We start from the raw sequence: 24,536 nt of genomic DNA, 5'->3' as shown, positions 1-24,536 counted from the left end.
CTAACGTAGCGCCTTGCATCGCTCTAGCTCGCCAGCTCGTGAACAGGTTCTGCGACTCGATCCGGCCCTGCCTATTGGCAGGGCCGTCTGAATTTTCTTCTTGCTTGCGGAGTTGTCCATGGCCGCCGTACTGCCTGCCACCGAGTTGCCCGGGCCGAGCCTGAAGCAGCGTCTGGCCCGTGCCGAGCGTTTCAATCGCCTGAAATCCAAGGCGCTGATCCTGCCGCTGTTGCTGTTCCTTCTGCTGACCTTCCTGTTGCCCATTGGCGCCCTGTTGCTGCGCAGCGTCGACAACCCGGAAGTGGTCGGCAGTCTGCCGCGCACCGTCGAGGCGATCAGTGCCTGGGATGGTCGTGGTTTGCCGGACGAGTCGGTGTACCAGGCCATTGCCAGCGACATCGTCGAGGCGCGCCGCAACCAGAGCCTGGGCGATCTGTCCAAGCGCCTGAACATGGAGCTGGCGGGCTTTCGCAGCCTGGTCAGCAGCACCGCACGCAAGCTGCCGTTGCGCGAGGAGCCGGCGTCCTACCAGGAGGCCTTCCTCGACCTGGACGAGCGCTGGGGCGATCCCGCCTACTGGCAGGTAATTCGCCGCAACGCCTCGCCGGTTACTCCCTATTACCTGCTGGCTGCGCTCGATCATCGTATCGACGATCTCGGTGAGCTGGCCAAGGCCACGCCGGATCAGGCCATCTATCTGGACATCTTCGCCCGCACCTTCTGGATGAGCCTGGTGATCACCGCCATCTGCCTGGTGCTGGCCTATCCGTTGGCCTATCTGCTGGCCAACCTGCCGACCCGCTCCGGCAACCTGTTGATGATTCTGGTGCTGCTGCCGTTCTGGACCTCGATTCTGGTGCGGGTGGCGGCCTGGATCGTGCTGTTGCAGTCGGGCGGGTTGATCAACAGCGCGCTGATGTCGCTGGGCATCATCGAGCAGCCCCTGCAGCTGGTGTTCAACCGCAGCGGTGTTTACGTGGCCATGGTGCACATCATGCTGCCGTTCATGATCCTGCCGATCTACAGCGTGATGAAGGGCATCTCGCCCAGCTACATGCGCGCGGCGGTGTCGCTCGGCTGCCATCCGTTCGCCAGTTTCTGGCGGGTGTATTTCCCGCAGACCCTGGCCGGTGTCGGCGCCGGTTGCCTGCTGGTGTTCATCCTGTCCATCGGCTACTACATCACCCCGGCGCTGCTGGGCAGCCCGAACGACCAGATGATCAGCTACTTCGTCGCCTTCTACACCAACACCACCATCAACTGGGGCATGGCCACGGCCCTTGGCGGCCTGTTGCTGGCTGCGACCCTGGTGCTTTACGTGGTGTACAGCTGGCTGGTCGGTGCCAGCAAGCTGAGGCTTGGTTAAAAAGCGGTCTGCGTAGCAGACCATCTGATGACCCTCTCCCATTCATGGGAGAGGGTGCCCGAAGGGCGGGAGAGGGCGGCTGTTTACCAACCCTCTCCCCCAACCCCTCTCCCGCAAGCGGTAGAGGGGAGCTAAACGCTAAATGGAGTCACAGCCATGCTCAGCCCCTACTTGTCACCCGTCGAGCGCCTCTGGTACTACGGCCTGCGTATCATCTGCGCCCTGGTGCTGCTGTTCCTGATCCTGCCGGTACTGGTGATCGTGCCGCTGTCGTTCAACTCCGGCACCTTCCTGGTCTACCCGCTGCAGGGCTTCTCGCTGCGCTGGTACGAAGACTTCTTCATGTCCGCCGACTGGATGCGTTCGCTGAAAAACAGCCTGATCATCGCGCCGGCCGCGACGCTGCTGGCCATGGTCTTCGGTACCCTGGCGGCCATCGGCCTGACCCGTGGCGAGTTTCGTGGCAAGGCGCTGGTGATGAGCCTGCTGATCTCGCCGATGATCGTTCCGGTGGTGATCATCGGTGTCGCCAGCTACCTGTTCTTCGCGCCGCTGGGCATGGGCAACAGTTACATCTCGCTGATTCTGGTGCATGCGGTACTGGGCGTGCCCTTCGTCATCATCACCGTGTCGGCCACGCTGCAGGGCTTCAACCACAACCTGGTGCGCGCCGCCGCCAGCCTCGGCGCCTCGCCGCTGACCACCTTCCGCCGCGTGACCCTGCCGCTGATCGCGCCGGGGGTGATCTCCGGGGCGCTGTTCGCCTTCGCCACCTCGTTCGATGAAGTGGTGGTGACCCTGTTCCTCGCCGGCCCCGAGCAGGCCACCCTGCCGAGACAGATGTTCAGTGGCATCCGCGAGAACCTGTCGCCGACCATCGCCGCCGCCGCCACACTGTTGATCGGCTTCTCCATCCTGCTCCTGCTGACCCTGGAGTGGCTGCGCGGGCGTAGCGAGAAGTTGCGCACTTCGACGCCGGAATAAACCGCCGCAACTGCAAGACCAAGGCCTCGCCGGGAAACCGGCGGGGCCTTTTGCTGTGAGGCGAATTGGCGCGCCCGTCTTGGCGGCGCTGCCAGCAACCGTTTCAACCGTTACAATGCGCGCCACCGTGACCCAAGCCCTTAGAGGTGCGCCATGCAACCCTTCGCCATCGCCCCGTCGATCCTTTCCGCCGACTTTGCCCGCCTGGGCGAGGAAGTGGACAACGTACTCGCCGCCGGGGCGGACATCGTCCACTTCGATGTCATGGATAACCATTATGTGCCCAACCTGACCATCGGCCCGATGGTCTGCGCGGCGCTGCGCAAATATGGCATCACCTCGCCCATCGATGCGCACCTGATGGTCAAGCCGGTGGATCGCATCATCGGCGACTTCATCGAAGCTGGCGCCAGCTATATCACCTTCCACCCGGAAGCCTCCGAGCACATCGACCGCTCGCTGCAGCTGATCAAGGCGGGCGGCGCCAAGGCCGGCCTGGTATTCAACCCGGCCACTCCGCTGGACGTGCTCAAGTACGTGATGGACAAGGTCGACATGATCCTGCTGATGAGCGTCAATCCGGGCTTCGGCGGACAGAAATTCATCCCCGGCACCCTCGACAAGCTGCGTGAAGCGCGCGCGCTGATCGATGCCAGCGGTCGCGAGATCCGTCTGGAGATCGACGGTGGCGTCAACGTGCAGAACATTCGCGAGATCGCCGAGGCGGGCGCCGACACCTTCGTCGCCGGCTCGGCGATCTTCAACCAGCCGGACTACAAGGCGGTGATTGACGCCATGCGCGCCGAACTGGCCCAGGTGCGTGGATGACACCGCTGCGCGCGCTGTGCGGCGGCGAGCTGCCGCGCCTGGTGATGTTCGACCTGGATGGCACGCTGATCGACTCGGTGCCTGACCTGGCCGCAGCGGTCGACCGCATGCTGGTCGAGCTGGGCCGTCCGCCGGCTGGCGTGGCACAGGTTCGCGAGTGGGTCGGCAACGGCGCACGCGTACTGGTGCGGCGCGCCCTGGCCGGTGGCCTGGATCATTCGGTCGTGGGCGAGGCCGAGACGGAGCAGGCGCTGGCGCGCTTTCTCGATATCTACGCCGACTGTCATGACCTGACCGCGCTCTACCCGGGTGTGCACGAGCTGCTCGAAGCGCTGAGCACCGCTGCCGTCGAACTGGCAGTGGTGACCAACAAGCCGGAGCGCTTCGTCGCGCCGTTGCTGGAGCAGGTCGGCCTGGGTGGCTACTTTCGCTGGATCATCGGCGGCGACACCCTGCCGCAGCAGAAGCCCGATCCGGCTGCTCTGCTGCAGGTGATGCACCTGGCAGGCGTCGAGGCGGCGCAAGCGCTGTTCATCGGCGACTCGCGCAACGACGTGCTGGCCGCTCATGCCGCTGGAGTGCCCTGCGTCGCGGTGAGCTACGGCTATAACCATGGCCGCCCGATCGCCGAAGAAAAACCGAACCTGGTGGTCGATAACCTCGCCGAGTTGCTCTGACGAATCTTCACGCCATCCGGCTTTTGTAGGAGCGGATTTATCCGCGAAACCGGCGATTGAGATCGCGGATAAATCCGCTCCTACCAGGCTATCGCTTTGCCCCGCTTGCAGCGCTTAGCTTGTAGCTGCTACCTTGGCCGCTCTCCTTATTTCCCGCCTGTCGAGATCGCACCGTGGTGGTTAGCTGCAAACTCTGGATGAAGGTCATCAAGGCCCTGGCCCGTTGGCGCTGGCGCGCCTGATTTCGTCCAGCCGCTGCGTGCGGCCAGTTTGCACCCGACCGTTTTTCCCGAGCCATGAGGCTGATCATGACCCATGAAGAATTCCTGCGTTTAGCCGCCGAAGGCTACAACCGCATTCCCCTGGCCTGCGAAACCCTGGTGGATTTCGACACGCCGCTGTCCATCTACCTGAAACTGGCCGACGCGCCCAACTCCTACCTGCTCGAATCCGTGCAGGGCGGGGAGAAGTGGGGCCGTTATTCGATCATCGGCCTACCGGCGCGCACCGTGTTGCGCGTGCATGGCCATGACGTGGTGGTCAGCACCGACGGCGTCGAGGTCGAGCGCCACCAATGTGTCGACCCGCTGGAGTTCGTCGAGCAGTTCAAGGCGCGTTACAAGGTGCCGACCATCGCCGGTCTGCCGCGTTTCAACGGTGGCCTGGTGGGCTACTTCGGCTATGACAGCGTGCGCTACGTCGAGCCCAAGCTGGCTGCGGGGGTCAATCCCGATGCGCTGGGCACGCCGGACATCCTGCTGATGGTCTCCGACGCGGTGGTGGTGTTCGACAACCTGGCCGGCAAGATGCACGGCATCGTTCTGGCGGACCCGGCTCAGCAGGATGCCTTCGAGCAAGGCCATGCGCGCCTGCGCGAGATCCTGCACAAGCTACGTCAGCCGATCACCCCGCGCCTGGGCGTGGACCTGTCCGCGCCGCTGGGCGAGGAACCGGCGTTTCGCTCCAGCTACAGCCAGGGCGACTACGAGGCGGCGGTCCGTTCGATCAAGGAATACATCCTGGCCGGCGACTGCATGCAGGTGGTGATTTCCCAGCGCATGTCGATTCCCTTCAAGGCCGCGCCCATCGACCTGTACCGCGCGCTACGCTGCATCAACCCGACGCCTTACATGTACTTCTTCAACTTCGGCGACTTCCATGTGGTTGGCTCCTCGCCGGAGGTGCTGGTGCGCGTCGAGGACGGTTTGGTCACCGTGCGCCCGATCGCCGGTACGCGCCCGCGCGGAGCCAGCGAGGAGGCGGACAAAGCACTGGAGGATGATCTGCTGTCCGACGCCAAGGAAATCGCCGAGCACCTGATGCTGATCGACCTGGGCCGTAACGATACCGGCCGTGTTTCGCAGATAGGCTCGGTCAAGCTCACCGAGAAGATGGTCATCGAGCGCTATTCCAACGTCATGCATATCGTTTCCAACGTCACCGGTCAGCTGAAACCCGAGTTGTCGGCAATGGACGCGCTGCGCGCCATCCTGCCGGCCGGCACCCTGTCCGGCGCGCCGAAGATTCGCGCCATGGAAATCATCGACGAGCTGGAGCCGGTCAAGCGCGGCGTCTACGGCGGCGCAGTCGGCTACTACGCCTGGAACGGCAACATGGACACCGCCATCGCCATCCGTACTGCGGTGATCAAGGACTTTGAGCTGCACGTGCAGGCCGGCGCCGGCATCGTCGCCGACTCGGTGCCCGCCCTGGAGTGGGAAGAAACCCTGAACAAGCGCCGCGCCATGTTCCGCGCCGTTGCGCTCGCCGAACAGACTGCCGTCCAGGCCCAGGAATAACAGGAGCCGTACCATGCTTTTGATGATCGATAATTACGACTCCTTCACCTACAACGTCGTGCAGTACCTGGGTGAGCTGGGCGCCGACGTACACGTGATTCGCAACGACGAACTGAGCATCGCCGAGATCGAAGCACTGAAGCCCGAGCGCATCGTCGTCTCGCCCGGCCCGTGCACGCCGACCGAGGCGGGGGTGTCCATCGAGGCCATCCTGCATTTCGCCGGCAAGTTGCCGATCCTCGGCGTCTGCCTCGGCCACCAGAGCATCGGCCAGGCCTACGGCGGCGATGTGGTGCGCGCCCGCCAGGTGATGCACGGCAAGACCAGCCCGGTGTTCCATGCGGACAAGGGCGTGTTCGCCGGTCTGAACAACCCGCTCACCGTGACCCGCTATCATTCCCTAGTGGTCAAGTGCGAAACCCTGCCGGATTGCCTGGAGATCACCGCCTGGACCCAGCATGACGACGGCTCGGTCGACGAGATCATGGGCCTGCGCCACAAGACCCTGAACGTCGAGGGCGTGCAGTTCCACCCCGAGTCCATCCTCACCGAGCAGGGCCACGAACTGTTCGCCAACTTCCTCAAGCAGACCGGAGGCGTGCGCGCATGAATATCAAGGAAGCCCTCAACCGGATCGTCGCCCAGCTCGATCTGACCACCGAGGAAATGCAGGCGGTGATGCGCGAAATCATGACCGGCCAGTGCACCGACGCGCAGATCGGCGCCTTCCTCATGGGCATGCGCATGAAGAGCGAGACCATCGACGAGATCGTCGGCGCGGCCAGCGTCATGCGTGAGCTGGCCGCGCCGGTGGTCATCGACGCCGAGCGCCTGGTCGACACCTGCGGCACCGGTGGCGATGGCATGAACATCTTCAACGTCTCCACCGCGGCGGCCTTCGTCGTCGCGGCGGCCGGCGGCAAGGTGGCCAAGCACGGCAACCGCGCAGTCTCCGGCAAGAGCGGCAGCGCCGATCTGCTGGAAGCCGCCGGTGTCTACCTGGGGCTCAAGCCCGAGCAGGTGGCGCGCTGCGTCGAGAGCGTGGGCGTCGGCTTCATGTTCGCCCCGTCCCATCATGGCGCGATGAAGCATGCCATCGGACCGCGTCGTGAGCTGGGCCTGCGCACCATCTTCAACATGCTCGGCCCGATGACCAATCCGGCGGGTGCCAGGCATCAGGTCATCGGCGTGTTCAGCCAGGCGCTGTGCCGCCCCATGGCCGAAGTGCTGCAGCGCCTGGGCAGCGAGCACGTGCTGGTGGTGCATGCGCAGGATGGTCTGGACGAGATCAGCCTGGCTGCACCGACCTTCGTCGCCGAGCTCAAGGACGGCAAGGTCAGCGAGTACCGCATCCAGCCCGAGGATTTCGGCATCAAGAGCCAGAGCCTGATCGGCCTGACCGTCGACAACGCCGAGCAGTCGCTGGAACTGATCCGCGATGCGCTGGGCCGGCGCAGGACCGAGAACGGCCAGAAGGCTGCCGACATGATCGTGCTCAACGCGGGCGCTGCGCTCTATGCTGCCGATCACGCCAGCAGTCTGCGCGAAGGTATCCAGCTGGCGCATGATGCGCTGCACACCGGGCTGGCGCGTGAGAAGCTGGAGGAGCTGGTGTCCTTTACCGCGGTATTCAAACAGGAGAACGAAGGGTGAGCGTGCCAACCGTACTGGAGAAAATCGTCACCCGTAAGTTCGAGGAGGTTGCCGCGCGCCGTGCGCAGGTCAGCCTGGCCGAACTCGAGGCGGCCGCCCGCGCCGCCGATGCGCCGCGTGGCTTTGCTCGCGCCCTGCTGGAACAGGCAGCACGCAAGCAGCCAGCGGTAATCGCCGAGATCAAGAAGGCCTCGCCGAGCAAGGGCGTGCTGCGCGCCGACTTCGTCCCGGCCGATATCGCCCGCAGCTACGAGGCAGGTGGTGCCACCTGCCTGTCGGTGCTCACCGATATCGATTTCTTCCAGGGCGCCGACCAGTATCTGCAGCAGGCCCGTGCGGCCTGCGCACTACCGGTGATCCGCAAGGATTTCATGGTCGATCCCTATCAGATCGTAGAAGCACGCGCCCTGGGGGCTGACTGTGTGCTGCTGATCGTGTCCTGTCTGGATGACGTGCGCATGGCCGAACTGGCCTCGGTGGCCAAGGACGTCGGCCTCGATGTGCTGGTCGAGGTGCATGACGGCGAGGAGTTGGAGCGTGCGCTGCATACCCTGGACACGCCGCTGGTGGGAATCAACAACCGCAACCTGCACACCTTCGATGTCAGTCTGGAAACCACCCTTGACCTGCTGCCGCGCATCCCGCGTGATCGCCTGGTGGTGACCGAGAGCGGCATTCTCAATCGCGCCGACGTTGAGCTGATGGAGATCAACGAGGTCTACGCCTTCCTCGTGGGTGAAGCCTTTATGCGTGCGGAAAGTCCGGGCAGTGAATTGCAGCGCCTGTTCTTTCCCGAGCGCGGCCGCGCTGCGGTGGTCGGCAACGACCCCGAATAGGACGCATGAAAAAGCCGGCGATCAAGCCGGCTTTTTCTTTTGGGTTGGTTGTTCAGCGCGTGCCGAACACCACCATGGTCTTGCCCTTGACGTGCACCAGGCCCTGTTCTTCCAGGGACTTGAGCACGCGGCCGACCATCTCCCGCGAGCAGCCGACGATGCGACCGATTTCCTGACGGGTGATCTTGATCTGCATGCCGTCCGGGTGGGTCATGGCGTCCGGCTGCTTGCACAGATCGAGCAGGGTGCGTGCGACGCGGCCGGTCACGTCGAGGAAGGCCAGGTCGCCGACCTTGCGCGTGGTGTTGCGCAGACGCTCGGCCATCTGGCTGCCCAGGGCGAAGAGGATGTCCGGATCCTGCTGAGTCAGTTCGCGGAACTTGGCGTAGCTGATTTCCGCGACCTCGCATTCGGTCTTGGCGCGTACCCAGGCACTGCGCTCCTTCTCCGCGCCATCCTTCTCGAACAGGCCCATTTCACCGAAGAAATCGCCAGAGTTGAGGTAGGCGATGATCATCTCGCGGCCATCGTCATCCTCGATCAGGATGGTGACCGATCCTTTGACGATGAAGAACAGGGTTTCGCAGCGATCGCCTGCGTAGATGATGGTGCTTTTGGCGGTGTAGCGGCGGCGATGACAGTGTGCGAGAAGCTTGTCGAGGTTCTTGATTTTAGGTGTAAGGGTGATAGCAACCATGCCCGAGTCCCGAATATGAAAAGTGAAGGCCTTTGTCCAACGGCAATTTCTTATTAGTTATCTGGCCAAGTGTGCCAGCAATCCGGCGTCAGCTTAACAGACGTGCTACGAGTAGGTTTTTTTTTGCGATCTGGGTAACACAAGTCAAGGGAACTTTCTCGCTTCGGGGGCAAATCGGTTTGTCCTTTACCTATGTTAATCTGCCTGACTTTGCCACTCTGGGAGCGAATATCGATGAAAGCGCGTGTGCAGTGGGCCGGTGAAGCTCTGTTCCTCGGCGAGTCCGGTAGCGGTCATGCCGTCGTCATGGATGGTCCGCCCGATGCCGGCGGTCGCAATCTCGGAATTCGGCCGATGGAGATGTTGCTGATCGGCCTCGGTGGCTGCAGCAATTTCGATGTGGTGAGCATCCTGCGCAAGGGGCGCCAACCCGTGGAAAGCTGCGAGGTCTTTCTCGATGCCGAGCGTGCAGGCGAGGAGCCCAAGGTGTTCACCAAGATTCACTTGCACTTCGTCGTCAAAGGTCGCGGCCTAAAGGAAGCCCAGGTCAAGCGAGCGGTGGAGCTGTCGGCGGAGAAGTACTGCTCGGCCTCGATCATGCTCGGCCGTGCCGGCGTCGATATCAGCCACGACTACGAAATCGTCGAGTTGGGCTGAGCCGGCTCGCTGCAAATGAAAAGGGCGCCGGATGGCGCCCTTGTTCGTTCAGATGCGGTAGGTGCTCTTGGTCATGACTTTCGACAACAGGGTCATGCCGAACTTCACCGGTGCCGGGAAGCGTACGCCACCAGCTGCCAGGGCGCTGTTGGCATGCTGTTGCTCGTCGACGCGCATCTGCTCGAGGATGGCGCGTGACTTGGCGTCATGCTCGGGCAGTTGCTCCAGATGTTCATCCAGATGCTTGCATACCTGGTCTTCGGTGGCGGCGACGAATCCCAGGCTGACGCGATCACTGACCAGCCCGGCAACCGCGCCCACGCCGAATGACAGGCCATAGAACAACGGGTTGAGCACGCTCGGATGGCTGCCCAGTTCGCGAATGCGCTGTTCGCACCAGGCCAGATGGTCGATCTCCTCATCGGCGGCATGTTCCATGGCGCTGCGCACTTCCGGCAGCTTGGCGGTCAGCGCCTGCCCCTGATAGAGCGCCTGAGCGCACACTTCGCCAGTGTGGTTGATGCGCATCAGGCCGGCGACGTGGCGCGACTCCTCGCTGCTCAGTTCCGTATCGTTCTGCACGATGGCGGGTGATGGTCGGCCCGATGCGCCGCTGAAGGGCAGCAGGGTACGCAGCGCGGCATCGGCTTGCAGCAGCAGGCGGTCGACGGGGGAATACTGGCGTTCGCTGGCCATAAGGCACCTCCAGAGGTAACAACAGCGCTAGTCTACTGCAAAGTCGCCAGGCCGTCCGTGGCTCAGCGGCTGTTCTAAAGTCTCGCGAGCTAGGATCGTGCAATACCGATGGCGGCCCTGCAAAAACAGGTGAGGAACGGTCGGAGTCGCGGGCGACTGTACTTTTGTACATGAGCATGACTCGCTCCGCTCGCACCTTCGGGGCCGCCCTGAAGGACGTTGGCCGCAAGCGGCCTCCGAGCCTGTTTTTAACGCAGCAGGGCCGACGCGCAGCAGACTTGGGCAGTCTCTCAGGGCAGCTCGCGCAGCACACGAAACCCCAGCGCATAGTCGCGATGATGGGGCTGCTTGAGGTCGCGCATGCTGCTGCGCAGATAGGTTGGGCCGCTGTTCCAGGCACCGCCGCGCACCGCGCGCGGGCTGTTGTCGAGCAGCCCGGCGCTCTGCGTTTCGCTACCGTCGAAGCGTTGCGTGTAGTTCGAGGCCGTCCATTCCCAGACATTGCCTGCGGTGTCATGCAGGCCGAAGCCATTGGCCGGGAACTGGCCGACGGCGGCCGTCTTGTTACGCAGCAGGCGCGAGCTGGCACAACCACGGCAATGGGCGCGTGGCGCCTGTTCGTTGCTGTCGAGCTCGTCCCCCCACCAGTAGTAGCTCTGGCTGCCGCCTCGCGCTGCATACTCCCATTCGGCTTCGGTCGGCAGGCGATAGCGCGCACCGGTCTCGCGTGAAAGCCATTGGGCATAGGCGTGGGCGTCGCGCCATGACACGTGGATTACCGGGCGCTGCGCGGAAAGGCCCCAGCCCTCGTTATCGGGCATGGGCAGCTCGTTGGCGTCGGCGTATTTCTGCCAGTCGGCAAAAGTGACTTCGTAGCGACCGATGGCGAAGGGCTGATCGAAGGCGATGGTCCTTGGCGGGCGCTCGTTGTCGTTGCCGCGACCGCTGGCATCGCCCATGGCAAACGCGCCAGCCGGAACAACCACCATTTCAGGGCCCTGGCCGCCGCTGGATAGTGGATCGCTGATAGCCTCGATGGCGACGGCCGCTCGGTTCACCAGCAGCGCACTAGTGGCGATGGCAATGGAGACGACGGCTGTGACGCAGCGCGCTTTCAGCACTTGCACGACGTGAGACCTGCGGCGACGATCTGCCTGTTCAGACGGTCCATGCTGTGTGCTCCGATTCTGCGAAATCGCGGATGGTAACCCTGCTTTTCCGGCTGGCCAAACTTCACAAGGAGCGGGTGTTGAAGAACGATATTCATGATCTCGGGCTGGTGCTCGATTCCAAGGTCAAGCTGGTGGTGATCGAGTCGTGGGACGAGATGCGCGTGCTGGAAACCCTTACTGGCCTGGCGGTCAAGCGCGGTCTCGGTCTGCACACCTGGTCGGTGACCGAGGGCTTGCAGCGCCTGGGCTTCGGCGGCGCGCCGGTCGACGAGTCGCCGACCCTGGAGCCGGAAGCGGCGCTGCGCATGATCAAGGCCGACCCGCAGCCGAATCTCTACGTGATGTGCGATCTGCATCCATTTCTCGATGACAACCCGCGGCTGGTACGCCTGCTCAAGGAAATCGCCATGAGCGAGGCGGCGCACAAGCCGACGCTGGTGCTGGTGTCACATGCGCTCAAGTTGCCGGCCGAAGTGCAGCGTTTCGCGGCGCGCTTCAGTCTCGCGCTGCCGTCGGAGGACGAACTGCTGGGCATCGTGCGCGACGAGGCAGCGCGCTGGAGCGAAGGCAACCGCGGTGCACGCGTACGCACCGACAATCGTACCCTGCAGCAGGTGGTCAAGAACCTGCGCGGCCTGAGTCATGCCGAGGCGCGGGCGCTGGCGCGCAACGTCATTTGCGACGACGGTGCGATCACCCAGGAAGACATTCCCGAGCTGAACAAGACCAAGTTCCAGCTGCTGGATCTGGAGGGCGTGCTCAGCTTCGAATACGACACGGCGCGCTTCGCCGAAGTGGGTGGCCTGCTCAACCTCAAGCGCTGGTTGGCCGAGCGTCAGGCGGGCTTTCTCGAAGGTAGTGGCATCGATGCGCCCAAGGGTGTGATGCTGGTCGGCGTGCAGGGCGGCGGCAAGAGTCTGGCCGCCAAGGCTGTTGCAGGGCTCTGGGGCCTGCCGCTGCTGCGCCTGGATTTCGCCTGCCTGTACAACAAGTTCTTCGGCGAGACCGAGCGTAACCTGCGCGAGGCGTTGCGCCTGGCCGAACAGATGGCGCCCTGCGTGCTGTGGATGGACGAGGTGGAGAAGGGACTGGCCAGTGGCGACCATGACGGTGGCGTGAGCCAGCGTGTATTGGGCACCCTGCTGACCTGGATGGCCGAGCGCAAGGCGCCGGTATTCGTCGTCGCCACGGCCAACGCCATCGACCGCCTGCCGCCTGAGCTGGTGCGCAAAGGGCGCTTCGACGAACTCTTCTTCGTCGACCTGCCCAGTGCCGAAGTGCGTGCCGATATCTTCCGTATCCACCTGCAGCGCCGCGAACTGGACCCCGCCACCTTCGACCTGGCGCAGCTCGCCGCGGCCAGCGAGGGCTATTCCGGCGCCGAGATCGAGCAGGCCGTGGTCAGCGCCTTGTACGCCGGACAGGCGCAGCAGCAGGCGGTCGATCAGCAACTGCTGCTGCGCACGTTGCAGAACACCGCGCCGCTGTCGGTGGTGATGGCCGAGCGCTTGGCAGCCTTGCGTGCCTGGGCGGATGGACGAACGGTCAACGCCGGTTGATCAGGCACCAGTGAAGGGGCGGGTCAGGCGGCCGCTGAGTTTGCGCATCAGCCAGCGTGGCCCGAGGCGTGGGCTCAGTGCCAGCAGGCGGTTGCGCCAACCGGGAATGATGATGGCGCGGTTCTTTTCCAGCGCGCGCACGGTGAGCAGCGCCACTTCCTCGGCGCTCATCATCAGCTTGCTGCCGGCGAGACGGGTGACGTCCATCTGCGCCGCGCGAAAGAAGGCGCTGTGGGTTGGCCCGGGGCAGAGCACCGATACGCGCACGCCGCGGCTTTTCAGTTCCTCGCGCAAGCCTTCGCTGAAGTGCAGCACATAGGCCTTGCTGGCGTAGTAGCTGCTCATCCAGGGGCCGGGCTGGAAGGCCGCGACCGAGGCGACGTTGAGAATCTGCCCAGCGCCCTGCTCGGCCATGCGCTGACCAAGTGCATGACACAGACGGGTCAGCGCCAAGACGTTGACCTCCAGCTGCTCCAGCTCGCGGCTCCAGTCCTGCTCAAGGAACGGGCCGGCGCAACCCAGGCCGGCATTGTTCACCAGCAGGTCGATTTGCCACTGACCTTCTTCCAGCTCCAGTAACAGGCCGGACAGCTGCAGCGGCTCGCTCAGATCGCAGAGGCGAAACAGCACCTCGACGCCGAAGCGCTGCGCCAACTCGCAGGCGATGCTCTCCAGGGCGTCACGCCTGCGTGCCACCAGGATCAGATTGCGACCCCGGCGCGCCAGGGCTTCGGCCAGGGCCAAGCCGATGCCGCTGGAGGCACCTGTGATCAATGCATAGCTGCGCATGGTCGCGGATTACTGCTCCTGATACTCGGCGGCACGCTCGACATAGCCCTGATACTGGGGCAGGGCGATGGCGGCGATAATGCCGGTCAACGGCACCAGCAGGAACAGCCAGGCCAGGATCTTCACTCCGGTGCTGTTAGGCGGCGGCGGCGGGCCGTAGCGGTTGGCCCCCTGAGTGCCCGGAATGATCAGCATCAGCAGTGCGAATACACTGCCAATGAAAGGAACGAAGTTGAGCAGCCACAGCCAGCCGGACCAGCCAATGTCGTGCAGACGCTGGACGCCGATGAACACCCCGATGACGATCATGGCGATCACGCCGGCGGCCATGATCAGGGTGCCCAGGGCGCTGGAAATGGCTGAGGCGCCTGCAAACAGCAGGAGCATTGGCAACATGCACAGCAGCATGGCCATGGTCCAGCCCAGATAACGTACGCGGCCAATCCGGCCGCTGACGCTGAATACCTTGAGTTCCGAGTATTGCGGCAGTTGCTCGGCTACATTCGCCTGCGGCGGAGCATAGGGCGAGGCCGCTGATGCAGCTGGGGCTTGTACGGGCGCCGCTTCGGCCAGTTGCGCCTGACGGGCGAGGTACTTGTCGATGATGATGCCGCAGGCGGAGCACTCGGCGGCCTTGGCTTGTTCATGGCCGCATTTGGGGCAGGTCATGGTCGGCGTTGCGGCTTGCTCGGCCTGCACCGTCTCGGCCTCGGTCGGCACCAGGCTGAGACTGGCTGCCTGGTCCAGTTCCTTGCGCACATTGGCGCCGGCCTTCTGCAGGGCGCTCAGGTACTGCTGTGCCTCGCTCTCGCCCAGATCGCGCTTGAGCGCTACCGGCGCCCCGCTGAACAGACTGTCGATACGCGCCGGGTCGCTCTTGAACAGGCGAGCCAGGTTTTCCTTGACCATTTCCAACGAGGCCTCGGGCATCAGTTGGCCGTCGAACACTATCTTGTAGCGCGGTGGGTTCATGCGAGCTTCCTTGTCGGCGGGAAGTGAGGAGGAGTGAGGTGCCTGTTCAGCAACGAGCGAGGCATAAGCCTAGAGTGCCGTGAGGCCAATATACGAGCGGCCTGAAGTGCCGCAGTCGAGGAATTTCAGGCGTTGCCTATTGTGCTCCAGCGGCCGACCAGTTGGCCGCGGCGTAGTAGACGTATTTCTCTGAAATCGCCGAGCAGGCCTTCGCTGATCGCGGGGCGCAGAAATACCCAGTCCTGATTCGTCAGCTGCGTGGCGGCGCTGCCGATCAGGCGTTCCTGATTGGCGCTGCGGCCGTAGAGTTGGTCAAAGTCGAGCCCAGCTGGTGAGACGGGCTGCGCTGGCCAGCGACCGCCGTAGAGGTAGTAGGCGTGCTGGCGGTTGGGGTTCCAGGCTGCGATCAGCGGTTGCAGCGACTGCAGGTAGGGCAGGGCGCCGTCGAGCGCCTTGAGTACCGGGCTGGCGATCCACAACGCTGGCTGATGCGCCTGCAGCAATGGCGTATCGAACTCCGCAGGCTTGAGCAAGGCAGAACCAATGGCGACCTCATTAAGCGAACTTTGCTGCTGGCTGTGCAGCAGGTAGGTCAGGCTGCCCCCGCCATTTAGCAGCGGCGCGGTCGGCCATAGCTCGCTGAACGCCCGGGCGCTGGCGATAAACTGGTGATAGCGCCTGTCGGCCTCGTTGAACGCTTTGATCTGGCCTTGCCAGGGAGGGTTATGGGCAACATGCGCGTCGTATCCCATCAGCCCTTGCAGCTGCAGGCCCGGTAGTTGCCCAAGCTGCCGCATTGCCTGAGTCAGAGCCTGCGCTGTGGCGAAGCCGCCGCGCTCGAGGCCGATGTCGATCTCCAGTGCGATGCGCAGCCGCCGTCCCAGCGCCTTGGCCAGTTCGGCGTAGTGCAGCAGGCGTTGCTCGCTGTCGATCAGCCAGGTCACCTGGCGATCGGGATCGAAAACGAGATGACGCGGCAACTGGCGATAGAAGTTCAGCGCGGCAGCAACCGGCATGGGCTTGCCCAGCAGCAGGTCGGCCTGCGGGAAACTTCTGGCCAGACGATTGAGTTGCGGTTGATGGAAGACCATGAAGCGCTGGGTTTGCAGGCGCTTGGCCAGATACTCCAGCAGGCCTGTGCTGGCCAGGGACTTGGCGACCAGGCGCAGCTGGAAGCGTCCGGCCAGACGCGTCGCCAGCTGGTCGGCGTTGGCATCGAGCCGGTCGAGATCGAGCAGCAGGGTGGGCACGCCCTCGCCATCGTGCTGCAGCTGTCTGTTGAGCTCGGCAAAGTAGGCGTCATGCGCGCGACCACGATCAGCCGGGCGCAGCGCCCAGCCGCCGATAAGCCCAAGCGCGCCCAGCCCCAGCAGGTGGCGACGCTTCATCGTGGCCAGCGTTGCCCCAATTGCTCGCTGCGTGTCAGCGCGGCGCGATACTCGCGATCAAGCCGCGACACCAGCGCCTGGACCGAGGGCAGATCGTCGATACCGCCGACGCCCTGGCCGGCTGACCAGACGGTTTTCCAGGCCTTGGCTTCTTCGTCCATCGGCTTGAGCTTCTCGCCGTAGTTGATATCGCCCTTGTTCTGCAGCTGTTTCAGGTCATAGCCGGCCCGCTCCAGACTTTGGCGCATGAAACTGGCCGGTACGCCGGACACGGCGGGCGTGTGGATGATATCGGCGGCCCGTGCGTCGAGGATCATCTGCTTGTAGTCGGCAGAGGCATTGTTCTCGGTGGTGGCGATGAAGCGGGTGCCCATGTAGGCCAGATCGGCGCCCAGCAGCTGGGCTGCGAGAATTTCATGGCCGTGGTTGAGGCAGCCGGACAGCAGTACGGTCTTGTCGAAGAACTGGCGAATCTCCGTCAGTAGGGCGAAGGGACTCCAGGTGCCGGCGTGACCACCGGCACCTGCGGCCACGGCGATCAGCCCATCCACGCCGGCCTCGGCGGCCTTTTCCGCATGGCGGCGTGTGGTCACGTCATGGAACACCAGGCCACCGTAGCTGTGCACGGCATCGACCACTTCCTTCACCGCCCCCAGGCTGGTGATGACGATGGGGACGCGGCGTTCGACGCAGATAGCCAGGTCGGCCTGCAGTCGTGGGTTGCTGTTATGCACGATCAGGTTGACGGCGAAGGGGGCTGCGTCAACCGAGAGGTTGGCTCCGATCTCGTCGAGCCAGGCTGCGAAGCCCGCACTCTCACGCTGGTTCAGCGCCGGAAAGCTGCCGACGATGCCGCTGTTGCAGCAGGCACTGACCAGAGTCGGATTGGATACCAGAAACATCGGCGCAGCGACCAGGGGCAGGCGCAGACGTTGTTCGAGCAGGGCGGGCAGAGACATGGCGAACTCCTGAGTATGCTGTGGAAAAATGTAGGCGAGGCAGTCATTGCAACACCGATGGCGGCCCCACAAAAACAGGCGAAAACGGCCGGGGTCGCGACCGACTTTACGAGTTGTAAATGAGCATTTTGATCGGACTCGCGCACGAGCCTGTTTTTAACGCAGCAAATGGCAACGCAGGTAGTTTTTCAACGGCCTGCTAGAAGGGGCGGACGACGACCAGGATGACGATCCCCAGCAGGGCCAGCACCGGCGCTTCATTGAACCAACGATAGAACACGTGACTGCGGCTGTTCTCGCCGCGGGCAAAGCGCTTGAGCTGGGCGCCGCACAGGTGGTGATAGATCACCAACGCCACCACCAGGGTGAGCTTGGCGTGCATCCAGCCCTGGCTGAAGTAATAGCCGGGATTGAGCGTCAGCAGCCAGATACCCAATGCCAGCGTGGCGATCATCGACGGGATCATGATGCCGCGATACAGCTTGCGCTCCATGATGCAGAAACGTTCTTGGCTCGCGGCGTCGTCGCTCATGGCGTGATAGACGAACAGACGCGGCAAATAGAACAGGCCGGCGAACCAGCAGACCATGGCGATGATGTGTAGAGCCTTGAGCCAGAGATAGAGCATTTTCGCCTCTCACGCGGAAAAATGGCCTCGATAGTAGAGGTAGGCGACGGCCTGCGTCACCTCTACGGTTGGAGCTTGGCCGATGCGGCTTTATCATCGGCAGCTTTCCAATGGCTTTTGCAAAGGGGCATGTGATGATCAAGGTCGGTATCGTCGGCGGCACGGGCTACACCGGTGTCGAACTGCTGCGTCTGCTGGCGCAACACCCGCAGGCAGAGGTGACCGTGATCACTTCCCGTTCCGAGGCCGGCCTGCGCGTCGACGAGATGTACCCCAACCTGCGCGGCCACTATCCGGAGCTGGCTTTCAGCGTGCCGGACGTCGCTACGCTGGGCGCCTGTGACGTGGTATTCTTCGCCACGCCTCATGGCGTCGCCCATGCCCTGGCCGGTGAGCTGCTCGCTGCCGGCACGCGGGTGATCGACCTGTCCGCCGACTTCCGTCTGCAGGACGCCGAGGAGTGGGCCAAGTGGTACGGCCAGCCGCACGGCGCTCCCGAGCTGCTGAGCGAGGCTGTGTACGGCCTGCCCGAGGTCAACCGCGAGGCGATCAAGACGGCGCGCCTGATCGCCGTGCCCGGCTGCTACCCGACCGCGACCCAGCTCGGCCTGATCCCACTGCTGGAAGCCGGCCTGGCCGATGCAAGCAGCCTGATCGCCGACTGCAAGAGTGGCGTCAGTGGCGCCGGCCGTGGTGCCAGTGTCGGCTCGCTGTTCTGCGAGGCCGGCGAGAGCATGAAGGCCTACTCGGTCAAGGGCCATCGCCACCTGCCGGAAATTCGCCAGGGGTTGCGTCAGGCTGCAGGTGGCGACGTCGGTCTGACCTTCGTGCCGCACCTGACACCGATGATCCGCGGCATCCATGCGACCCTTTACGCACGCGTGGCCGACACCTCGGTGGATCTTCAAGCCCTGTTCGAGAAGCGTTATGCCAATGAGCCCTTCGTCGACGTGATGCCGGCCGGTAGCCACCCGGAAACCCGCAGTGTGCGCGGTGGCAACGTCTGCCGCATCGCCGTGCACCGCCCGCAGGGTGGTGATCTGGTGGTGGTGCTGTCGGTGATCGACAACCTGGTCAAGGGCGCCTCCGGTCAGGCCGTGCAGAACATGAACATCCTCTTCGGTCTCGACGAACGTCTTGGTCTGTCGCACGCGGCTCTGCTGCCGTGACACCGGGCTGGGAGGTCCGCCTCAGCGATCCGCGTCGAGAGCGCAGGCGCCGCTGGTTGTTGTTCCTGCTGGCGCTCGCCGTGCCAGTGGCCTTCGCTCTGGGGTGGTATTGGCAGCAGATGCAGCCCCAGCCAGCATCTGAGGATACTCAGGCGCTGCTGACCCGGCTTGCCGAGCAGGAGCAGGAGTTGGAGCTGTTGCGCCAGCGCCTTGCCGTGGTCGGCAGCAGTGACAAGGTAACGCAGCAGGCCATGGAGCAGAGTCGGCGGACCATCAAGCTGCTGGAGGAGCAGATCTTCAAGCAGCAACAGGACCTGGCCTTCTACAAGGGCGTCCTGGCGCCTGCCAGTCGTCGAGAGGGCATGCGCATTCGCGCTTTCGAGCTGCAAGCCACGGAACAGCCGCAGCGATTCCGCTACAAGTTGCTGATGAGCCGGGTCGGTGCCAGTGATGAGGCCCTGCAAGGGCGGCTGCGTATCACGGTCGAGGGGCAGCAGGACAGTAAGGCGGTCACCTTGGAGCTCGCGGCGTTGTCCGACGAAGTCAGCGAGAACAGCATCCCGTTCTCCTTCAAGCATTTTCAGTCGTTTCCTGAAGCCGGTCGCTTTGGCGAGCTACAACTGCCTGAGGGATTCGAACCTCGCCAAGTCAAGGTTCAGGCGGAGGTCGAGGGCGACAAGCCGCTGAGCCGTACATTCGAATGGATAAAATAGGAGCGATAACCCCCCATGTGGAGTAAAGACAAGACCAAACCTGACCTGCAGCGTTTCAGCGGCAAGACCAGTCTGATTGCCGCGGGTGCCGAGCTGGTAGGCGACATGCGCTTTCAGGGCGCCGTGCAGGTGGATGGTCGGGTCGCCGGTAATCTGCTGGCCACCGAAGGGCTGGTGCGCGTCAGTGTTGGTGGCGTGGTTGAAGGTGAGATACGTGCACCCCATATCGTGATCGATGGAGAGGTCAATGGGGATGTGTTCGCCAGTGGCCATCTGGAGCTGGGGGCTCGTTCCCGGGTGCGTGGCGACCTGCAGTACGGCCTGATGGAAATGGCCATGGGCGCGCAGATCGAAGGGCGCTTGTGCCACATCAAGGATGGCGAGCGTCCACTTGAGCTTCCGGCATCGCTGGAAATCGGGCAATAGTTGACCAATTTTGTAGGGCAAGCGGATAATGCGTGCCTAGCAGGCTGTCGTTGATGATGGCCAGGCAGCGCAGGTAGTGTTCAACAACCTGCTAACGCAGTGTGGCGCGTGGCGCCGGGAGTTATAGCATGAGCGTCGAAACCTTCACCCCTGCCCCCTTGCACTTCACCCAGGGAGCGGCCAGCAAGGTGAAGACCCTGGTCGATGAAGAAGGCAATCCGCGCCTGAAGCTGCGCGTATTTGTCACGGGCGGCGGTTGCTCGGGCTTTCAGTACGGCTTCACCTTCGACGAGGATGTGGCCGAAGACGACACTATCGTCGAGCGCGAGGGCGTCAGCCTGGTGGTCGATGCCATGAGCTTCCAGTATCTGGTGGGCTCCGAGGTCGACTATCAGGAGGGATTGGAAGGATCGCGCTTCGTGATCAAGAACCCCAATGCCACCACTACCTGTGGCTGCGGCTCGTCCTTCTCGATCTGAAGCCGTCATTTCATGACGACGCCGCGCTCGATGCGCGGCGTTTTCGTTTTCAGGCGGGGTAGATGGCGCCGAGAACGCGTAGACCTTTTGCCCCGGTCACGCTCGGGCGATTGCCGGCAATGCCTTCCAATGCGCAGTGTGCAAGCCAGGCGAAGGCCATGGCTTCAACCCAGTCCGGGTCTACACCTTCGGCAGCGGTGCTGCTTACTTCGGTGTCCGGCAGCATCTCGCTCAGGCGCTTCATCAGGCAGGCATTGTGGGCACCACCACCGCATACCAGCAGCGTATCCGTGTGGGCCTGCGCGTTACGCAAGGCGCTGACGATGCTGCGCGCGGTGAGTTCCACGAGAGTTGCCTGAACGTCCTCACTGGCCAGTGGCTGTAAGGTTTGCAGATGGCCCAGCAGCCAATCGAGATTGAACAGCTCCCGACCAGTGCTCTTCGGGCCTTGGGTGGCGAAGAAGGGATCGCTCAGCAAGCGCGTCAGCAGCTCGTCGTGAACGCTACCGCTGGCCGCCCAGGCGCCATCACGATCATAGGCAAGGCCCTGACAATGCTGAATCCAGGCATCGAGTAACACGTTACCAGGGCCGCTGTCGAAACCCAGTACTTCCTGGTTGGGTGAGAGCAGGCTGAGGTTGCTGAAACCACCTACGTTGAGCACGGCTACGTGCCTCTGGTCATGGCCGAACAGGTCATGATGGAAGGCCGGTACCAGAGGGGCGCCTTGACCGCCCGCAGCCACATCGCGACGACGAAAGTCGCCCACCACGCAAATGCCGGTGAGCTCGGCCAGTAGCGCCGGGTTGCCGATCTGTATGGTGAAGCCGCGCGCAGGCTCGTGGCGTACGGTCTGGCCATGGCTGCCGATGGCGCGAACCTGTTGGGCAGTCAGGCCCTGTTGCTGCAGAAGCTCGTTGACCGCTTCTGCAGCCAGCTCGACCCAATGCTGTTCGGCAACGGCGGCGCGTGCCAATTCATCGTTGCCTGAGCTGCATAGCGCCAAGAGGTCGCTGCGCAGTCGATCCGGCATGGGGCGGTAGAGCGTGGCGAGGAGGTGGGGGCGCTGATCCTGATCGATCAGCGCGATGTCCAGTCCGTCCAGACTGGTACCGGACATCACGCCAATATAGAGAGACACGGCTTACTGCTGGTTGGCGGCCAGCATGGTGGCCTTTTCCTGGTCCATGCGTGCCATTAGCGGCTTGCTCAGCTGCATGAAGCGTTGCTTCTCGCTCGCTGCAATAGGGTCGGCCATTGGCAGCTTCTGGCTGAGTGGGTCGACATGGACACCGTTGACCTGGAACTCATAGTGCAGGTGAGGTCCGGTGGACAGGCCGGTGGTGCCGATATACCCGATGATCTGACCTTGCTTGACGTTCGCACCGTTGCGAATGCCCTTGGCGAAGCCCTGCATGTGCGCGTAGAGGGTGCGATAGCGCTGGCCATGCTGAATGATCACGGTGTTGCCGTAACCGCCGTTGCGGCCGGCCAGAGTCACGCGGCCGTCACCGGCTGCCTTGATCGGGGTGCCTCGTGGCGCAGCATAATCAACGCCCTTGTGCGCACGGATCTTGTTCAGGATCGGATGCTTGCGCCCAGTGGAGAAACGCGAGCTGATGCGCGCGAAGTCCACCGGTGTGCGGATGAACGCCTTGCGCATGCTTTCGCCATTGGCGTTGTAGTAGCTGGTGGTGCCCTGCTTGTTGGTGTAGCGCACCGCGGTGTAGGTCTTGCCGCGGTTGGTGAAGCGCGCCGAGAGGATGTTGCCGGTGCCGACACGCTTGCCGTTCACAACCTTCTCTTCATAGATCACTTCGAACTCGTCGCCTTCGCGAATATCCATGGCGAAGTCGATGTCGTAGCCGAAGACGTTGGCCAGGTCCATGGTCAGGCTATGCGATAGACCGGCGCGCTTGGCAGAGAGGAACAGCGAACTGTTGATCACGCCGCGGCTGTAGGCGGTGACCACCTCCGGCTTGACCTGGTCACGCTGGAAGTCGAAGCCTTTTTCGGTGCGGCTGAGGCGAATGGTTTCCAGGTCGCTGAGTTTGCTCTGCAGGTTCTTCAGCTTGCCTTCTTCATTCAGCTCGAACTCCAGAACCTGGCCCACTTTGAGGCGGCTGAACTGCTTGGCGTCCTTTGTGCTGTTGAGCGCTTCATGAAGGTCATTGGCGCTCAGGCCGACCTTGGCGAATACGGTAGAAAGCGTATCGCCATTGCTAACCGTGATGTTGTGGTGGCTGGGGTCGGAGGGAGGAGTGGTGTCGGCTGTTTCTAGGATGTTCTCGTCAGCGTCTTCTGCGCTGTTTTCGGCGGTGTCCGCGCTCTGCTCGATCTTGGCGAAAGGAGAGGCGGCGCCTGGCACTGGCAGTCCCGCTCGGAGATCATCCTTTTCCTGCAGCACCATCTCGGCATCATTGCCCAGATCCAGGTCGAGAAAGGTTTTCTGCGCTTCGACTTCACGCGAAGGAAACACCAGCAGAGCCAGGCTCAGCAGCGCAGCTACACCGCTAGCAGCCAGGATATGGCTTTTAGGGTAGGGCGGGGCTTTTGGGATATTTTGCGTCATGGCGTGAGGCGTTTTCTTGGAATGTGCATTAACTGTATAAAATATAACCAAAATCGGCGCGGGGCAACCCTTGACATGCCGAGCGGTGCTCCAGGCTGCTTTCCCTGGGCAAAACTTGTAATTAGTTCGCGATCTTGTATGGTTGGTTCCCTTTCAATTTCCAGTGGTTGCGGGTTTTGTCATGAAGTCGGTCGAAGAGCAGCTGGCGCTGATCAAGCGTGGTGCGGAAGAGGTTCTGGTTGAGGCTGAGCTGGTCGAAAAGCTCAGGCGTGGTCAGCCGCTGCGGATCAAGGCAGGTTTCGATCCGACCGCGCCTGATCTGCACCTCGGGCACACCGTCCTTATTAATAAGCTGCGTCAGTTCCAGGAGCTCGGCCATCAGGTGGTGTTCCTGATCGGCGACTTCACCGGCATGATCGGCGACCCAAGCGGCAAGAGCGCCACGCGCCCGCCGCTGACTCGCGAGCAGGTGCTGGATAACGCCGAGACCTATAAACAGCAGGTGTTCAAGATCCTCGATCCGGCCAAGACCGAGGTCGCCTTCAACTCTACCTGGATGGATCAGCTCAAGCCGGCTGACTTCATTCGCCTGGCTTCGCAGTACACCGTGGCTCGGATGCTCGAGCGTGATGACTTCGACAAGCGCTACACCAGCAACCAGCCGATCGCCATTCATGAGTTCCTCTACCCGTTGGTGCAGGGCTACGACTCCGTGGCGCTCAAGGCCGACGTCGAGCTGGGCGGCACCGACCAGAAGTTCAATCTGCTGATGGGTCGTGAACTGCAGCGCGCCTATGGCCAGGAATCACAGTGCATCGTTACCATGCCGTTGCTGGAAGGGCTCGATGGCGTGAAGAAGATGTCCAAGTCGCTGGGTAACTACGTGGGCATCCAGGAAGCACCGGGCGTGATGTACAACAAGCTGGTGTCCATGCCCGATGCGTTGATGTGGCGCTACTTCGAGCTGCTCAGCTTCCGCTCCATGGATGAGATCGAGCAATTCAAGCGTGATGTCGAGCAGGGGGCGAACCCGCGTGACATCAAGATCAAGCTGGCTGAAGAGCTCGTTGCGCGTTTCCATGGTGAAGAGGCGGCAGCCAATGCCCACCGCTCCGCGGGTAATCGCATGAAGGATGGCGAGCTGCCGGAGGATCTGCCCGAGGTCGAGCTGGCGTCGGCTGAAGATATGCCGATTTCGTCCGTCCTTAATAAGGCGGGTCTGGTGAAGAACGCTGCCGTTGCACGTGACCTGCTGGGATCGGGAGGTGTGCGCGTCGATGGTGAGGTGGTTGATCGCACCTTCCTGTTCAAGGTGGGGGCTACGCATGTTTGCCAGGCCGGCAAGAAGGCCTTTGCGCGCATTACGCTCAAGGTCGAGTAATAAAACTGCAAAATAAGCTTGACGCGCATTCTGCTGGATGTAGAATGCGCGCCACTTCAGCGATGAAGCGCTTCAAAAACTTCTTGTTAATCAATAAGTTAAGTTGAATGAAGGGCTTGCAAAGCTGGATCTGGCG

Annotated in this window: 25 protein-coding genes; 15 read left to right on the top strand and 10 right to left on the bottom strand. The window is 62.9% G+C overall.

Annotated features, from left to right (window positions below):
* Positions 1-118 precede the first annotated feature (118 nt).
* The 8 genes from GYB81_RS13815 (at position 119) to trpC (ending at position 8,143) form a co-directional block, all read left to right on the top strand.
* The gene (locus GYB81_RS13815; RefSeq protein WP_012019853.1) at positions 119-1,366 is read left to right on the top strand and encodes an ABC transporter permease; all 1,248 of its coding nucleotides are present in this window, start codon (positions 119-121) and stop codon (positions 1,364-1,366) included.
* Positions 1,367-1,522: 156 nt separating this feature from the next.
* Complete coding sequence (locus tag GYB81_RS13810; RefSeq protein ID WP_161865929.1) at positions 1,523-2,350, top strand: ABC transporter permease; 828 nt, start codon at positions 1,523-1,525, stop codon at positions 2,348-2,350.
* 153 nt (positions 2,351-2,503) lie between these two features.
* A complete protein-coding gene (gene rpe, locus GYB81_RS13805) occupies positions 2,504-3,178 on the top strand; it encodes a ribulose-phosphate 3-epimerase (protein ID WP_161865928.1) in 675 nt (224 codons plus the stop codon).
* The gene (locus tag GYB81_RS13800; RefSeq protein WP_161865927.1) at positions 3,175-3,855 is read left to right on the top strand and encodes a phosphoglycolate phosphatase; all 681 of its coding nucleotides are present in this window, start codon (positions 3,175-3,177) and stop codon (positions 3,853-3,855) included. Before rpe ends, GYB81_RS13800 begins: the two co-directional genes overlap by 4 nt.
* 308 nt (positions 3,856-4,163) lie before the next feature.
* Positions 4,164-5,654 (top strand): anthranilate synthase component I, encoded by a 1,491-nt coding sequence (gene trpE / locus GYB81_RS13790; protein ID WP_161865926.1) that lies wholly within the window; start codon positions 4,164-4,166, stop codon positions 5,652-5,654.
* Positions 5,655-5,667: 13 nt separating this feature from the next.
* Positions 5,668-6,264 (top strand): aminodeoxychorismate/anthranilate synthase component II, encoded by a 597-nt coding sequence (locus tag GYB81_RS13785; RefSeq protein ID WP_161865925.1) that lies wholly within the window; start codon positions 5,668-5,670, stop codon positions 6,262-6,264.
* The gene (gene trpD / locus GYB81_RS13780; protein WP_161865924.1) at positions 6,261-7,307 is read left to right on the top strand and encodes an anthranilate phosphoribosyltransferase; all 1,047 of its coding nucleotides are present in this window, start codon (positions 6,261-6,263) and stop codon (positions 7,305-7,307) included. Before GYB81_RS13785 ends, trpD begins: the two co-directional genes overlap by 4 nt.
* A complete protein-coding gene (gene trpC, locus GYB81_RS13775; RefSeq protein WP_161865923.1) occupies positions 7,304-8,143 on the top strand; it encodes an indole-3-glycerol phosphate synthase TrpC in 840 nt (279 codons plus the stop codon). The genes trpD and trpC overlap by 4 nt, the downstream gene beginning before the upstream one ends.
* Before the next feature lie 52 nt (positions 8,144-8,195).
* Here the strand turns inward: trpC and crp are convergent, their stop codons facing one another.
* A complete protein-coding gene (crp, locus tag GYB81_RS13770) occupies positions 8,196-8,840 on the bottom strand; it encodes a cAMP-activated global transcriptional regulator CRP (RefSeq protein ID WP_004373483.1) in 645 nt (214 codons plus the stop codon).
* A 234-nt stretch (positions 8,841-9,074) separates the two neighbouring features.
* Here crp and GYB81_RS13765 point away from each other — a divergent pair, with 234 nt between their 5' ends.
* Positions 9,075-9,497: an OsmC family protein gene (locus GYB81_RS13765; protein WP_161865922.1), complete on the top strand. Its 423-nt coding sequence runs from the start codon at positions 9,075-9,077 to the stop codon at positions 9,495-9,497.
* 48 nt (positions 9,498-9,545) lie between these two features.
* On the opposite strand, the gene coq7 is transcribed toward GYB81_RS13765, so the two are convergent.
* Both coq7 and GYB81_RS13755 read right to left on the bottom strand, forming a co-directional pair.
* A complete protein-coding gene (gene coq7, locus GYB81_RS13760; protein WP_161865921.1) occupies positions 9,546-10,193 on the bottom strand; it encodes a 2-polyprenyl-3-methyl-6-methoxy-1,4-benzoquinone monooxygenase in 648 nt (215 codons plus the stop codon).
* Positions 10,194-10,483: 290 nt separating this feature from the next.
* Positions 10,484-11,320: a formylglycine-generating enzyme family protein gene (locus tag GYB81_RS13755; RefSeq protein WP_161865920.1), complete on the bottom strand. Its 837-nt coding sequence runs from the start codon at positions 11,318-11,320 to the stop codon at positions 10,484-10,486.
* A gap of 122 nt (positions 11,321-11,442) precedes the next feature.
* Here GYB81_RS13755 and GYB81_RS13750 point away from each other — a divergent pair, with 122 nt between their 5' ends.
* Positions 11,443-12,924 (top strand): AAA family ATPase, encoded by a 1,482-nt coding sequence (locus GYB81_RS13750; RefSeq protein ID WP_161865919.1) that lies wholly within the window; start codon positions 11,443-11,445, stop codon positions 12,922-12,924.
* Here GYB81_RS13750 and GYB81_RS13745 read toward each other — a convergent pair whose 3' ends face one another.
* The 5 genes from GYB81_RS13745 to hemJ all read right to left on the bottom strand — a co-directional run bounded on the left by GYB81_RS13745 (position 12,925) and on the right by hemJ (position 17,660).
* Positions 12,925-13,713, bottom strand: coding sequence for an SDR family NAD(P)-dependent oxidoreductase (locus GYB81_RS13745; protein WP_161865918.1), 789 nt, complete (start codon positions 13,711-13,713; stop codon positions 12,925-12,927).
* Positions 13,714-13,722: 9 nt separating this feature from the next.
* On the bottom strand, positions 13,723-14,685 hold the full coding sequence (locus GYB81_RS13740; RefSeq protein WP_161865917.1) for a DUF805 domain-containing protein: 963 nt from the start codon (positions 14,683-14,685) through the stop codon (positions 13,723-13,725).
* A 125-nt stretch (positions 14,686-14,810) separates the two neighbouring features.
* Complete coding sequence (locus GYB81_RS13735; RefSeq protein ID WP_161865916.1) at positions 14,811-16,073, bottom strand: alanine racemase; 1,263 nt, start codon at positions 16,071-16,073, stop codon at positions 14,811-14,813.
* The gene (locus GYB81_RS13730; protein WP_161865915.1) at positions 16,070-17,032 is read right to left on the bottom strand and encodes an NAD(P)H-dependent flavin oxidoreductase; all 963 of its coding nucleotides are present in this window, start codon (positions 17,030-17,032) and stop codon (positions 16,070-16,072) included. The genes GYB81_RS13735 and GYB81_RS13730 overlap by 4 nt, the downstream gene beginning before the upstream one ends.
* 199 nt (positions 17,033-17,231) lie before the next feature.
* On the bottom strand, positions 17,232-17,660 hold the full coding sequence (gene hemJ, locus GYB81_RS13725; RefSeq protein ID WP_161865914.1) for a protoporphyrinogen oxidase HemJ: 429 nt from the start codon (positions 17,658-17,660) through the stop codon (positions 17,232-17,234).
* A 134-nt stretch (positions 17,661-17,794) separates the two neighbouring features.
* Between hemJ and argC the strand changes: the two genes are divergently transcribed.
* From argC to erpA, 4 genes are all read left to right on the top strand, one after another.
* The gene (gene argC, locus GYB81_RS13720) at positions 17,795-18,829 is read left to right on the top strand and encodes an N-acetyl-gamma-glutamyl-phosphate reductase (protein ID WP_161866202.1); all 1,035 of its coding nucleotides are present in this window, start codon (positions 17,795-17,797) and stop codon (positions 18,827-18,829) included.
* A gap of 56 nt (positions 18,830-18,885) precedes the next feature.
* The gene (locus tag GYB81_RS13715; RefSeq protein WP_178101830.1) at positions 18,886-19,542 is read left to right on the top strand and encodes a DUF6776 family protein; all 657 of its coding nucleotides are present in this window, start codon (positions 18,886-18,888) and stop codon (positions 19,540-19,542) included.
* 15 nt (positions 19,543-19,557) lie between these two features.
* Positions 19,558-19,968, top strand: coding sequence for a bactofilin family protein (locus tag GYB81_RS13710; RefSeq protein WP_161865913.1), 411 nt, complete (start codon positions 19,558-19,560; stop codon positions 19,966-19,968).
* A 128-nt stretch (positions 19,969-20,096) separates the two neighbouring features.
* The gene (erpA, locus tag GYB81_RS13705) at positions 20,097-20,447 is read left to right on the top strand and encodes an iron-sulfur cluster insertion protein ErpA (protein ID WP_004373465.1); all 351 of its coding nucleotides are present in this window, start codon (positions 20,097-20,099) and stop codon (positions 20,445-20,447) included.
* Between the two features lie 49 nt (positions 20,448-20,496).
* On the opposite strand, the gene GYB81_RS13700 is transcribed toward erpA, so the two are convergent.
* Both GYB81_RS13700 and GYB81_RS13695 read right to left on the bottom strand, forming a co-directional pair.
* Positions 20,497-21,588, bottom strand: a complete 1,092-nt coding sequence (locus GYB81_RS13700) for an anhydro-N-acetylmuramic acid kinase (RefSeq protein WP_161865912.1) — start codon at positions 21,586-21,588, stop codon at positions 20,497-20,499.
* A gap of 3 nt (positions 21,589-21,591) precedes the next feature.
* Complete coding sequence (locus tag GYB81_RS13695) at positions 21,592-23,019, bottom strand: peptidoglycan DD-metalloendopeptidase family protein (protein ID WP_161865911.1); 1,428 nt, start codon at positions 23,017-23,019, stop codon at positions 21,592-21,594.
* Positions 23,020-23,200: 181 nt separating this feature from the next.
* Here GYB81_RS13695 and tyrS point away from each other — a divergent pair, with 181 nt between their 5' ends.
* On the top strand, positions 23,201-24,400 hold the full coding sequence (tyrS, locus tag GYB81_RS13690; RefSeq protein WP_161897863.1) for a tyrosine--tRNA ligase: 1,200 nt from the start codon (positions 23,201-23,203) through the stop codon (positions 24,398-24,400).
* Positions 24,401-24,536: the final 136 nt, after the last annotated feature.

This window comes from Pseudomonas yangonensis (assembly GCF_009932725.1).
In the GTDB taxonomy this organism is placed as follows: Bacteria; Pseudomonadota; Gammaproteobacteria; order Pseudomonadales; family Pseudomonadaceae; genus Aquipseudomonas; species Aquipseudomonas yangonensis.
This window is presented reverse-complemented; position numbering and strand designations above follow the sequence as displayed.